12 protein-coding genes are annotated in these 12,069 nt (G+C 67.2%); 8 read left to right on the top strand and 4 right to left on the bottom strand.

Annotated features, from left to right (window positions below; translation table 11 throughout):
• Positions 1-951, bottom strand: coding sequence for a sensor domain-containing diguanylate cyclase (locus tag VEG08_06235; GenBank protein HXZ27583.1), 951 nt, complete (start codon positions 949-951; stop codon positions 1-3).
• A gap of 128 nt (positions 952-1,079) precedes the next feature.
• Positions 1,080-2,531, bottom strand: a complete 1,452-nt coding sequence (locus VEG08_06240) for a M20/M25/M40 family metallo-hydrolase (protein HXZ27584.1) — start codon at positions 2,529-2,531, stop codon at positions 1,080-1,082.
• A gap of 203 nt (positions 2,532-2,734) precedes the next feature.
• Here VEG08_06240 and VEG08_06245 point away from each other — a divergent pair, with 203 nt between their 5' ends.
• The 8 genes from VEG08_06245 (at position 2,735) to prmC (ending at position 9,387) form a co-directional block, all read left to right on the top strand.
• The gene (locus VEG08_06245) at positions 2,735-3,724 is read left to right on the top strand and encodes an OmpA family protein (protein ID HXZ27585.1); all 990 of its coding nucleotides are present in this window, start codon (positions 2,735-2,737) and stop codon (positions 3,722-3,724) included.
• 123 nt (positions 3,725-3,847) lie between these two features.
• A complete protein-coding gene (locus tag VEG08_06250) occupies positions 3,848-4,351 on the top strand; it encodes a methylated-DNA--[protein]-cysteine S-methyltransferase (GenBank protein ID HXZ27586.1) in 504 nt (167 codons plus the stop codon).
• A gap of 12 nt (positions 4,352-4,363) precedes the next feature.
• A complete protein-coding gene (locus VEG08_06255; GenBank protein HXZ27587.1) occupies positions 4,364-5,272 on the top strand; it encodes a cation diffusion facilitator family transporter in 909 nt (302 codons plus the stop codon).
• Positions 5,273-5,333: 61 nt separating this feature from the next.
• Positions 5,334-5,756 (top strand): FixH family protein, encoded by a 423-nt coding sequence (locus VEG08_06260; protein HXZ27588.1) that lies wholly within the window; start codon positions 5,334-5,336, stop codon positions 5,754-5,756.
• 77 nt (positions 5,757-5,833) lie between these two features.
• Complete coding sequence (locus tag VEG08_06265; GenBank protein HXZ27589.1) at positions 5,834-6,823, top strand: DUF1385 domain-containing protein; 990 nt, start codon at positions 5,834-5,836, stop codon at positions 6,821-6,823.
• Positions 6,824-6,936: 113 nt separating this feature from the next.
• A complete protein-coding gene (locus tag VEG08_06270; GenBank protein ID HXZ27590.1) occupies positions 6,937-7,353 on the top strand; it encodes a four helix bundle protein in 417 nt (138 codons plus the stop codon).
• Positions 7,354-7,436: 83 nt separating this feature from the next.
• Positions 7,437-8,510, top strand: a complete 1,074-nt coding sequence (prfA, locus tag VEG08_06275; protein HXZ27591.1) for a peptide chain release factor 1 — start codon at positions 7,437-7,439, stop codon at positions 8,508-8,510.
• A 4-nt stretch (positions 8,511-8,514) separates the two neighbouring features.
• A complete protein-coding gene (gene prmC, locus VEG08_06280) occupies positions 8,515-9,387 on the top strand; it encodes a peptide chain release factor N(5)-glutamine methyltransferase (protein HXZ27592.1) in 873 nt (290 codons plus the stop codon).
• A 326-nt stretch (positions 9,388-9,713) separates the two neighbouring features.
• Here the strand turns inward: prmC and purF are convergent, their stop codons facing one another.
• Positions 9,714-11,162, bottom strand: a complete 1,449-nt coding sequence (purF, locus tag VEG08_06285) for an amidophosphoribosyltransferase (GenBank protein HXZ27593.1) — start codon at positions 11,160-11,162, stop codon at positions 9,714-9,716.
• Positions 11,163-11,187: 25 nt separating this feature from the next.
• On the bottom strand, positions 11,188-12,069 hold an 882-nt coding region (locus VEG08_06290), incomplete at its 5' end, for an AIR synthase related protein (protein ID HXZ27594.1).

Raw genomic sequence — 12,069 nt, forward strand, 5'->3', positions numbered from 1 at the left:
TCAGCCGCGGCGGCGGCGGTCGCGCTTGCCCGGGCGATGGAGCCGGTCTTCGGCGACCTCGCGGCGGTGGCCGCGGCTGGTGAGCAGGCGGGAGTCGGCGCGGTTGATGGTCTTCTCCAGGCGCTCGCCGCCTTCACGCACCGCCCAGCCCACGGAGAAGGGCGCCAGGCCTTCCTGCGCGGCCGTGGCCTTGAGGCGGAGGGCGGCGCTCTCCACCCGGCGGGCGTCGGCGGCCGTCAGCAGCACCAGGAACTCGTCGCCGCCCATGCGCACCACGCCTTCCTCGGCGCGCGTCTGCCGCATGAGGAAGCGGCTGATGCGGATCAGCACCTGGTCGCCGGCCTGGTGGCCGTGTTCGTCGTTGTAGCGCTTGAAGTGGTCGATGTCGAGGATGATGCAGCCCCAGGAGTGGCGGCCGCTGCGCGCCCGGCTCTCGAACTCGGTGAGATAGCGCCGGTTGAAGCACCCGGTGAGCGGGTCGCGGATGCTCTGCTCCACCAGTTGCGCCTCCAGCAGCTTGCGCAGCGTGATGTCGACCAGGATGCCGTAGTAGAACTGCTGACCGGTGTGGGGATCGTGGTCGGCGTAGGCGGTGTCGAGCACGGTGCGAATCTGGCCGTCGGGACGGCGGATGCGCAATTCGAACTCCCGCACCGAGCCTTCCGTGGCCAGCAGCTCCAGCTCGCGGGCGCGGACCTCGGGCTCCACCAGGAAGTCGCGAGCGTTGAAGGAGCGCAGTTCCTCCAGGGAGTGGACGCCCATCATCTCCAGGAAGGCGGGGTTGGCGTCCAGGATCTCGCCGTGGGCGTTGGTGATGTACATGCCTTCTTTGAGATTGCGCACCAGGGCGCGCAGGCTGTCGGCATCGTCCAGGCTGCGCAGGCGCGAGCCCGCCGGTGGCGCCGGCAGCAGTTTGTCGGCGACGGCTCCGGGTTTTGCCTTGGCCGGCATCCCCCGCTTGGCTCCTCTGCGTCCCACTGCGGCTCCTGTTCCTGGCCAGAGGGGAGGGAAACAACAGAGCTATCCTACGCCCCGGAGTGCTGCCAAGAGAAGCTCCGGGGGTCTTTTTGCCGCTGCTTTCAGCGGGCGCCGGCCACGCCCACCACCACGTCGTAGAGGACGCGGTAGCCGCGCCGCACCTCCTCCACGCGGATGCGTTCGTTATCGCCGTGCTCGGTGTCCGACTCCTCCGAGGTGGCCGCGTAGGGCGAGAAGCCGTAGCACACCATGCCCAGTTGGCGGTAGCGCTGGTTCTCGTCGTAGCCGCTGGTAAGCCGCGGCGTGACCGGCGCTCCCGGGAAGTAGCTCGCCGCCACCTTCCGGATCACGCGGAACAGTTCGGTGTCGGTGGAGGAGGAGTTGGCCGCCAGGAAGGTGGAGGACAGCGGCTCCACCGTCACCTGGGGATCCGCGACCACCCGCCGGATGCCCTCCAGGAAGCGCTGCGGGTCCTCACCCGGAAGCAGGCGCACGTCCAGGTTGGCCCAGGCTTCTCCGGGGATGACGTTGGTCTGCTGCGAGCCTCCCAGCATGGTCAGGCTGAGGGTGTTGCGCAGCAGGTAGTTCAGCGACTCATCGCGCTCCACCTCGGCGCGGAAACGCGGGTCCTTGAGGGCGGCCTGGGGATCGGCGAACCAGCGCGCCCGCGGGCCGTGCTGGTAGGGCGCCATGTCGCGCAGATACTGCGCCACCGCCGGAATGACCTTCATCTCGGCGGGGTGAGCGAGGATGCGACCCAGGGCGCGCGCCAGGCGGTTGGGAGCGGAGTCTTCCAGGGGACGGGAGCCGTGGCCGGGCTTGCCGTGCGCCACCAGGTGCAGCCAGAAGGGGACCTTCTCGGCGGTGTCGATGCCGACGTAGGCGACGCGGCCGTCGTCGCGCAGCAGGTTCTCACCGCCCTCGGTCAGCAAGTACTCGGCGTGGCCCAGAAGCTCGCGCTGGTGATGGATCATCCAGTCGGTGCCGGCGCTGTCCACCTCTTCGTCGGCGGTGCCCAGGAAGATGACGTCGCGGTCCAGGGGAACGTGCTCGCGCTCGAGCATGACCATGACCAGCAGTTGCGCCAGGGCTTCGTTCTTCATGTCCTGGGCGCCGCGGCCGTAGAGCGAGCCGTCCACCAGGGCGCCGCTGAAGGGAGGCACGCGCCAGCGCTGCGGATCGCTGCTCACGACGTCCATGTGGTTGAGCAGGATCAGCGGCCGCCGCGCCCCGCTGCCCCGCACCCGCGCCCAGATGTCGGCGCGCCCGGGCGCGAACTCGAAGACCTGGTTCTCGATGCCCTCCTGGTCGAAGATCTTCTTCAGGAAGGTGGCGGCACGCAGCTCGTTGCCGGGCGGGTTGGTGGTGTCCACCTGCAGGTACTCCTGCATCCAGCGCACAGCCAGGTCGGAATACTGCTCCAGGCGCTGTGGCTCCAGCCGGGCGGAGGGGAGGGCGGTGGTCTGTCCCGGCAGGCCAGGCGCGGCCGCGAGCAGCAGCACGACCAAGAAGGAAGCAAAGCGGGCGGAGCGGGGGCGAAGCGAGCAAGGCATCGGATGCGGGCTCCTATGAAACCGTGAACCGATGTTTATAGCAGCTTGTGTGACGAAATTACTTGGTGCGGCGACTTCCTACCTCGACTCGGGTCTCGTGCCGGAGAGGCAATACATTCAAAACAAAAGGGTTAGTGGAGTCCAAGGGCTTCCTTGGTTTGGCACTTGACCTGATATCTACAGGTCGTCTTGGAGGATTCGCCATGCGACGCAGCTTGATGACCTTCCCCCTGGGGTTGGTCCTGGTCTTGGCGGCGGTGGGCCAGCAACCGCCGGCCAGTTCGACTTCCGGTAGTCCGAAGCAGAAGCCCGCGGCCAGTGATCAGCAGCAGCCGCCCGCGCAGCCCGCCGACAGCAGCAGCCAGATGCCCGCGTCCCCGGAGCCGGCACCCGCGGCCGCGCCGGCCGCATCCGAGGAGCCGCAGCCCAAGAAGCTGGAGGTGCGCAAGGAAGGCTTCTGGGGGAAGCTGAATCCCTTCGCCCGCAAGAAATACGTGCAGCGGCAGGTTCAGCCCATCCAGGACCAATTGAACGAGCTGGACCAGCTCACCCAGGCCAACGCCAAGATGATCCAGGACGTGGACGCGCGCGCGCAGGCGGGCATCCAGATGGCGTCGAACAAGGCCAGCGAGGCCGACTTGCATGCCCAGGCCGCCCAGCAGCGCGCCGATCAGGCCCACCAGACCGCGCAGCAGGCCAATGACCAGTTGCAGACGGTGCAGAAGGTGGTCAGCAGCATCGACCAGTACCGCACCGATTCGGAGATGGAGATCCGCTTCCGGCCGGGGCAGTCGGCGCTGAGCAAGCGCGCCAAGGACGCTCTGGACCAGATGGCGGAGCCGCTCAAGTCGCAGAAAGGATACGTGGTCCAGGTCCAGGGATTCGCGTCCGGCCGCGGCCAGCAGGCGATCGCCACCTCGCAGCAGTTGGCGGATTCGGTGGTGCGCTACCTGGTGCTCAACCATGACATCCCGGTGTACCGCATCTACGTAGTGGGGATGGGCAACGCGCCCCTCACCACCGAGGGCGGCAAGGTGAGACACGGCGCCGGCGGCACGGTGGAGGTGGCCGTGCTGCGCAACGACACCGAGCAGTTGGGGACGCAGTCCACGGCAGCGCCCGGGGCTGCGGATCAGTTACAGCCGCCGCAGTCGGCGCCCGCTTCCCAGCCGCAACCGGATTCGCCCAAGTAGACGGGCCAACGAGTTACACGAGTCGGCGGGGACTCGTGTTACAGGAAAGCCTCCTGTCGCAAGACGGGGGGCTTTCTTTGTTTTGTCCGCCGATGCTAGGCTCGTGTCAGCAGAGGAGGAACCGTGGAGACCCTCTACTACTCGCGCATGGACTCACCCGTGGGAAAGCTGCTGCTGGGAGTGTCGAGCCGCGGCCTGGCCTGCCTGGAGTTCGACCGCCGCGACTTTCCTCCTCGCAGCCTGCGCCGCAAGACCCAATGGGTGGAGTCCGAGGCCGAGACCCGGCCCTACGCCCGCGAACTGCAGGAGTACTTCGCCGGGCAGCGGCGGGAGTTCTCCTTCGCGCTCGACCTGCGCGGCACCGACTTCCAGAAGCGCTGCTGGCAGGAGCTGCTGCGCATCCCCTACGGGAAGACCAAGTCGTATGCCGAGATTGCGCGCGCGGTGGGGCGCCCCGCGGCCTTTCGCGCGGTGGGCCAGGCCAACCATCGCAACCCCGTGGCCATCGTCGTCCCTTGCCACCGCGTGATCACCGCCGACGGCCGCCTGGGCGGCTACGGCGGCGGGTTGGAGGTCAAGCGCCACCTGCTGCGCCTGGAGGGAGTGCAGGGCGAGTTTGAGTTTTAGTAGACTGGCGGCATGCATGCGCACGGGACGCAGCGCACCTCGCGGGTGCTGCAGATCTCGCTGGTCCTGACCCTGGCCTACATCGTGGTCACGGCGGTGGCGGGGGTGCGCGCCCACAGCCTGGCCCTGCTCTCCGAGGCGGGGCACAACCTCTCCGACTTCCTGGCGCTGCTGCTCTCCTGGGTGGCGGTGTACGTGGCCACCCGCCCGCCCGACTCCCGCAAGACTTACGGCTACCAGCGCGCGGGGGTGCTGGCTGCCTTCCTGAACGCGCTCCTCCTGGTGCTGATCGCCTTCCTCATCTTCTACGAGGCCTTCCGGCGGCTGACCGCGCCGGTGGAGGTTCACGCCCAGGTGATGATCTGGGTGGCGGCGGCGGGCGTGGTCATGAACGGCGTCATCGCCTTTCTGCTCTACGGGACGGCGCGCGACGTGAACGTGCGCAGCGCCTTCGTGCACATGCTCGGGGACACGCTTTCCACCACCGCCGTCATCGTGGGCGGCGGCGCCATCCTGCTCAGCGGGCAGCGCTGGATCGATCCCGCGCTCTCGGTCGGCATCGGAGCGCTGATCCTGTGGTCGTCGTTCGGCATCCTGCGCGAGACCCTCAACATCCTGCTGGAAGGGACGCCGCGGGGCATGAAGCTGGAGCGCATCGGCGCCGCCATCGAGGCCATCACCGGGGTCAACAGCGTGCATGATCTGCACGTGTGGAGCCTGGGCTCGGAGTCGCACGCCCTCTCCTGCCACATCTCCATCGCCGACATCCCGCCCTCGGCCAGCGAGCGCATCCTGCAGGAGGTCAACGCCATGCTGGGTGAGAGGTTCCGCATCTATCACACCACCATCCAGTTCGAGCACGCGGCCTGCGAGATGGCCAGCGGCTGCGTGGTGCCCGCCGCCGACGAGCACTCGCACTGAGCGGCAGTACTCAGTACTCAGAGGACTTCAGGGAGGACGTGACGTGCGCAGAATGAGATGGATGATCCTCGCCTCCACGATCTTGCTGGCGCTGGCGGGCTGCGAGAAGAGCGAAGCCCCGCAGCCCCAGGTGCAGCCTGCTGCCGCCAGCAGCGCGGTCACGCCCCTGCCCCCGGCCCCGGGCATGCCCTTCCAGATGGCGCTGGAGCTGGACGCGCCCCCGCGCATCGTCAAGGCCACGACCTTCCGCCTGCGGCTCACCGACCTGGCGGGCAAGCCGGTGAGTGGCGCCCAGGTGCAGGCCTCCCTGGTCATGAAGCTCATGGACATGGGCAAGAACGAGTTCCCTCTGGCCGACAAGGGGCACGGCGCCTACGAAGGCAGCGGCACCTTCAGCATGGCGGGAGTGTGGAACGTGGTCATCACCGCCAAGGGCGGCAACCAGGCCGGCGAGCAGAAGTTCGAGGTCACGGTCAAGGACTGACGGAGCGCGGGCTCGGGAGCCTTGGCCGCGGGCGCGTTCCCCTGTATCATGGAGCGGTTGTCCCGCATCTAATAGCAGTGATTCGCCTTAAACCCATCCTGCGATTTCTGGCTGCTGTCCAGTTGCTGCCCGCGCTGGAGAGCGGGGAGGAGACTCTCATCGGGGGCCAGGCGGTGCTGGAGGGCGTGATGATGCGCTCGCCGCACGCCTGGGGGATCGCCGTGCGCCGGCCCTCGGGCGAGATGGCGGTCCATAGCGAGCCCCTGGAGCGTCCCTCCGACAAGCGCAAGTGGCTGGGCTGGCCGGTGGTGCGCGGGCTGGTCACCCTGGGGCAAGCCATGATGCTGGGCTTTCGCGCCCTGGGCTACGCCGCCAACGTCGCCCTGGAGGAGATCCCGCGCGAGCAGAACCAGAAGAAGATCCAGATCAGCGGCTGGGTGCTGGCGCTGAACCTGGTGCTGTCGCTGGGCTTCTTCATCTTCCTCTACAAGTTCGTGCCCCTGGTGGCGGTGACCGAATTGAAGAAGTCGGTGCCCGCCTTCGGCAACCAGATCCTGTTCAACCTGGTGGACGGCGCCATCCGCATCCTGCTGTTCCTGCTTTTCCTGTGGGGGCTGTCGCGCTGGCGGGACATCCGCCGCGTCTTCGAGTACCACGGGGCGGAGCACAAGACGGTCTTCGCCTACGAATCGGGCGGGCCGCTGAATGTGGAGGGCGCACAGAGGTTCTCCACCTTCCACCCGCGCTGCGGCACCAGCTTCCTGATCACGGTGATGCTGATTTCCGTCGTTTTCTACACCCTGGTTCCGGTGCACACCTTCTGGGCGCGCTTCGGCATCCGCCTGGCGCTGCTGCCGGTGATCATCGGCGTCTCCTACGAGATCATCCGCTTCGCTGCCCGCCACCGCTCCCGGAAGCTGCTGGCAGCCATGACCGTTCCCGGACTGTGGCTGCAGCGCATCACCACCCAGCCTCCCGACGACTCCCAAGTGGAGTGCGCCATCCGCGCCTTGGACGAAGCCATGGCCCTGGAGCGCGAGCGGGGCGGGGAACTGGTGATCGCCTAGCGGGGCTCCCCGCGAACTCTCCTTGCTATAGACTTCAGATAGCAATCAAACAGAGTCGTTGGTCGTTAGTCGTTGGTCGTTAGCCGCGGCCGGCGACAGGAGGCGATGAAATCATGCTGGCATCATTCAAGGATTTACGGGTGTGGCGGGAGGCGATGGGATTGGCGGTGGCAATCTACAAGGGAACCGAATCGTTTCCCAAGCAGGAGGTTTACGGTCTGACGAACCAGATGCGGCGGGCGGCCGTTTCGGTCGCCAGTAACATCGCGGAGGGGAAGGGGCACTATTCTGATCGCGAGTTCTGCAACTTCCTGTTCCATGCCAGAGGCTCGGTGCTGGAGCTGCAGACTCAGCTCATGATCGCCAGAGAACTGGAGTACCTCTCGGCCAAGGACGCCGGCTCCCTGCTGGAGCGGGCGGATGGCGTTGCCAGGGGTCTGAACGCTTTGATCAATTCTCTGAGCGGGGGAGCAGGAAGTAAGCCGAAGTTCGCGGTCATCACAGGCCAACGACCAACGACCAACGACTAACGACCACGGTTCGGGCCGACGACCGACGACTAACGACCAAGGCTCCGGCCAACGACCAACGACTACCGACCAACGACCTTCTTATGTTCGACCGCCTGGAACAAGTCGAGAGCAAGTACGAAGAACTGACGCACGCCCTGGCCTCGCCGGAGGTGATCGGCGACCCCGCGCGCTACCAGAAGACCGCCAAGGCGCACGCCGAGATCGCGCCCGTGGTGGAGAAGTACCGCGAATACAAAGACCTGCAGCGCGGCATCGCCGAGAGCAAGGCGCTGGTGGCCGAGGAGAGCGACGCCGCCATGCGCGCCTACGCCCAGGAAGAATTGACCCAGCTGGAAGCCCGCCTGGCCACAGTCGAGCAGGAGCTGAAGACCCTGCTGCTGCCCAAGGACCCCAACGACGAGAAGAACGTGGTGCTGGAGATCCGCGCCGGCACCGGCGGCGACGAAGCCTCGCTCTTCGCCGCCGAGGTCTTCCGCATGTACACCCGCTATGCCGAAGGGCAGCGCTGGAAGGTGGAGGTGCTCTCCACCTCGGAATCCGGCGTGGGCGGGCTCAAGGAAGTGATCGCGCTGGTCGAGGGCAAGGGCGTCTACTCCAAGCTGAAGTACGAGAGCGGGGTGCACCGCGTGCAGCGGGTGCCGGCTACCGAACAACAGGGGCGCATCCACACCTCGGCGGTGACGGTGGCGGTGCTGCCCGAGGCCGAGGAGGTCGAGATCAAGATCGATCCCAAGGACCTGCGCATCGACACCTTCTGCTCCTCCGGCCCCGGCGGGCAGTCGGTGAACACGACCTACTCGGCGGTGCGCATCACCCACCTGCCGACCAACACCGTGGTCTCCTGCCAGGACGAGAAGTCGCAGATCAAGAACCGGGAGAAGGGGATGCGGGTGCTGCGCGCCCGCCTCTACGAGATGGAGCAGGAGAAGCAGCACGCGGCACTGGCCAAGGAGCGGCGCCAGCAGGTGGGCTCGGGCGACCGCAGCGAGAAGATCCGCACCTACAACTTCCCGCAGAACCGGGTCACCGACCACCGCATCGGGCTGACTGTGCACCAGCTCCCCGAGTTCCTCGACGGCAAGATCCAGGCCATGCTCGAGGCCCTCATCACCCACTACAACGCGGAGAAGCTGAAGGGCGAAGGCGCGGCGTGAGGCCATGGCCGGCGGAGCCGAAGTCGTTCGCTTTCCCTCGACGCTGAAGCAGGCGCTCAGCGGGGCCATCGAGGAGCTCACCGCCACCCGCGTGGGCTCGCCGCGCATGAACGCCGAGACCCTGCTGATGTTCACCCTGGGCTGCGACCGCGCCTATCTCTACGCCCATCCCGAGCGCAAGCTGACGGCGGCCGAGCTGGCGCGCTACCAGGACGCCATCCGCCAGCGCGCCTCCGGCAAGCCCGCGCAGTACATCACCGGGCACCAGGAGTTCTGGGGGCTGGACCTGGTGGTCTCGCCCGCGGTGCTGATCCCGCGGCCAGAGACGGAGCACGTGGTGGAAACCACGCTGGAACTGGCGCGGGCCTGGCCGCGTCCGCGTATCGTGGACGTGGGCACCGGCTCGGGGTGCATCGCGTTGGCGCTGGCGCGCGAGCTGCCACAGGCCGAGATCTGCGGCGTGGACATCTCCGCCGAAGCCCTGGAGATCGCGCGCGCCAACGCGGCGCGGCTGCAGCTCGATGAGCGCGTGAGCTTCCGGCAGAGCGACTTGCTCACGGGCGTGCCCCACGGCGAGGGCTTCGACCTGGTGGTCTCGAACCCGCCCTACGTCAGCGAGGCCGAGCCCGAGAAGACGCAGCGCGAGGTGCGCGAGTTCGAGCCCAAGGTGGCGGTCTTCGCCGGGGCGGACGGGCTGAGTGCCTACCGGCGCCTGGTCCCGCAGGCGCGCGAGGTCTTGCGCGACGGCGGCTGGCTGGTGGTGGAGATCGGCTTTTCCATGGAAGCGCCGGTGCGGGCGTTGCTCGCGGGCTGGAGCGAAACGCGCGTCACCCAGGACCTGCAGGGCATCCCGCGGGTGGTGGCGGCGCGCAAGTGAACTTCATCGCCGCGGGTTCACACGGATGACCGCGGATCAAAGTCCACCACGGAGGCGCGGAGACACGGAGGGCGGCCGCCAAGACACAGATCCTTCGCTCTGCCCCTCGCGTCGCTCGGCGCCGGTCGCCGCGCTCAGGATGACAAGCGAAAAGAGGAGCGTGCACGGCACGACTGAAGTCGTGCCCTTACGCCTCCCAGGGAGCTTCTCTGTGCCTCGAGGGGCACCGGCGGCGTCTCAGAACAGCCGCTTCGTTGTGCCGATACGCGGGCAAACGAGGGCCAACGACCAGCGACTGTTCTCCGTGTCTCTGTGGTGGAATTGGCTTACTTCGGCACCGAGTTCTTGACGGGCACCGGCTCGGCGGCGGGCTGGATCTCTTCCACGTCCACCAGCTTGGTGGGGTACTTGCCGGTGTAGCAAGCGGTGCAGTAGGTGGTGAGTTCGCCCTCGCCGCAGGCTTGCTTCATGCCTTCCAGCGACAGATAAGCCAGCGAGTCGGCGCCGATGTACTCGCGGATCTCGTCCACGCTCTTGTTGGCGGCGATGAGTTGCTTCTTGTCGGGCGTGTCCACGCCGTAGAAGCAGGGCGCGACGGTGGGCGGGCAGGAGATGCGCACGTGCACCTCGGCGGCGCCGGCGTCGCGCACCATGCGCACGATCTTCTTGCTGGTGGTGCCGCGCACGATGGAATCATCGATCAGCACCACCCGCTTGCCCTGCAGTACGTGGCGCACGGGATTGAGCTTGAGCTTGACCCCAAAGTCGCGCACCCGTTGCTCGGGCTCGATGAAGGTGCGGCCCACGTAGTGGTTGCGGATCAGGCCGAGCTGGAAGGGGATGCCGCTCTCGGCGGAGAAGCCCATAGCGGCGTGCACGCCGGAGTCGGGCACGGGGACGACGATGTCGGCCTCGGCAGGGGCCTCGCGGGCCAGCCGCCGCCCCAACTGCTCGCGGCTCACCACCACCGGGCGGCCGAAGATCACCGAGTCGGGGCGCGAGAAGTAGACGTGCTCGAAGATGCAGGAGGTCTGCGGCATCTGCGGAGCGTAGAAGCGCGAGTAGATGCCCTCGGGCCCGACCACCACCATCTCCCCGGCCTTGACGTCGCGCTCGTAGGTGGCGCCGATCAGATCGAAGGCGCAGGTCTCGGAAGCGAAGACGATGGTGTCCTCGCGGGCGCCGTCGCGGGCGGGCATGCGCCCCATCGCCAGCGGGCGAAAGCCGCGGGGATCGCGCACCGCGAAGATGCGGTCGCGGGTCATGATCACCAGCGAGAAAGCGCCCTCGATGCGGCGCAGGGAGTCGGCGATGGCCTCGGGCAGGGTCTCTTCGCGCGACTGCGCCACCAGGTGCACGATGACCTCGGTGTCGCTGGTGGTCTGGAAGATGGAGCCCTGGCGCTCCAGCCGCGAGCGGATATCGTGGGCGTTGACCAGGTTGCCGTTATGGGCGAGCGCGATCAGCCCCTTGTTGCAGTCCACCATGATGGGCTGGGCATTGAGCAGGGCGGAGTCGCCGGCGGTGGAGTAGCGGGTGTGGCCGATGGCCAAGGGGCCAGCCAGGCGGGTGAGCACCTCTTCGGTGAAGATCTCGGCCACCTGCCCCATGGCCTTGTGCACGTGCATGCGCACGCCGTCGGAGGAGACCATGCCGGCGGATTCCTGGCCGCGGTGCTGCAGCGCGTGCAGCCCCAGGTAGGCCAGGGTGGAGGCCTGGGGATGCGCGTAGATGGCGACTACGCCGCACTCGTCTTTGAATTTGTCAAAGGCCATGGCCCGCCCCTCGATGCCCTTTGATCTAGCTTTCGACCAACTCTTCCGCCGGTTCCACCTCGAGCGCGCGCTCCAAGGCGTGCGCCCAGGCGTCCTTCAACTCCGACAACGCCGCGGACACGACCACCTGGTTATCCACAGTGATCTGAAATTTTTCTGGAACCGTTTCCCCGAGCAGGTCCGCGACTACGCCGTATCTTACCCCAGTTTCTTGGATTCGCCGGACGTTCTTTGGGTCGCAGGAAACCACGACGCGGCTGGCGTCCTCGCCGAAAAGCACGCATTCCGCCGGTAAGTCGTTGGCGGGCAATTCCATGCGGGCGCCCACGCCGTGGGCGAAGCAGCATTCCGCCAGGGTAACGGCTGCACCACCTTCGCTGCAGTCGTGGGCGGATTCGACCAGCCCGGCGGCGATGATTTCCACAAGGCACTTTTGCAGGGCAGCTTCCTTCTCCATCTCGAGCGCGGGGGGGAAACCCCAGAGCGCGCCCAGCACCTCCTTGGCGTACTCGGAGGAGCCGAACTCGGCCAGCGCGTCGGTGGGATCGCCGGGCTCGCAGACGCGCAGCAGCAGCACGCTGCGCCCGGGGGCGCGGAAGTCGGGCTTCATCACGCGGTCGAGGTTCTCGAGAATCCCCACCACGCCCAGCACGGGCGTGGGATAGATGCCCTCGCCCAGGGTTTCGTTGTAGAAGCTGACGTTGCCGCCGGTGATGGGGATGTCCAGTTCGTCGCAGGCGTGCGCCATGCCGTCTACCACCTGTGCAAACTGCCACATGATTCGCGGCTTTTCGGGATTGCCAAAGTTCAGGCAGTTGGTGGCGCCAACCGGAGTTGCCCCCACACAGGCCACATTACGTGCCGCTTCGGCCACGGCATGCATGGCGCCGAGGCGCGGATCGAGATA

It is taken from the genome of Terriglobales bacterium, assembly GCA_035624475.1.
Taxonomy (GTDB): Bacteria; Acidobacteriota; Terriglobia; order Terriglobales; family Acidobacteriaceae; genus DASPRL01.

Bases quoted from the DNA above. Each gene is read 5' to 3' on its own strand.
- VEG08_06235 (HXZ27583.1), bottom strand. From the start codon at position 951: ATGCCGGCCAAGGCAAAACCCGGAGCCGTCGCCGACAAACTGCTGCCG.
- VEG08_06240 (HXZ27584.1), bottom strand. From the start codon at position 2,531: ATGCCTTGCTCGCTTCGCCCCCGCTCCGCCCGCTTTGCTTCCTTCTTG.
- VEG08_06245 (HXZ27585.1), top strand. From the start codon at position 2,735: ATGCGACGCAGCTTGATGACCTTCCCCCTGGGGTTGGTCCTGGTCTTG.
- VEG08_06255 (HXZ27587.1), top strand. From the start codon at position 4,364: ATGCATGCGCACGGGACGCAGCGCACCTCGCGGGTGCTGCAGATCTCG.
- VEG08_06260 (HXZ27588.1), top strand. From the start codon at position 5,334: ATGATCCTCGCCTCCACGATCTTGCTGGCGCTGGCGGGCTGCGAGAAG.
- VEG08_06270 (HXZ27590.1), top strand. From the start codon at position 6,937: ATGCTGGCATCATTCAAGGATTTACGGGTGTGGCGGGAGGCGATGGGA.
- prfA (HXZ27591.1), top strand. From the start codon at position 7,437: ATGTTCGACCGCCTGGAACAAGTCGAGAGCAAGTACGAAGAACTGACG.
- prmC (HXZ27592.1), top strand. From the start codon at position 8,515: ATGGCCGGCGGAGCCGAAGTCGTTCGCTTTCCCTCGACGCTGAAGCAG.
- purF (HXZ27593.1), bottom strand. From the start codon at position 11,162: ATGGCCTTTGACAAATTCAAAGACGAGTGCGGCGTAGTCGCCATCTAC.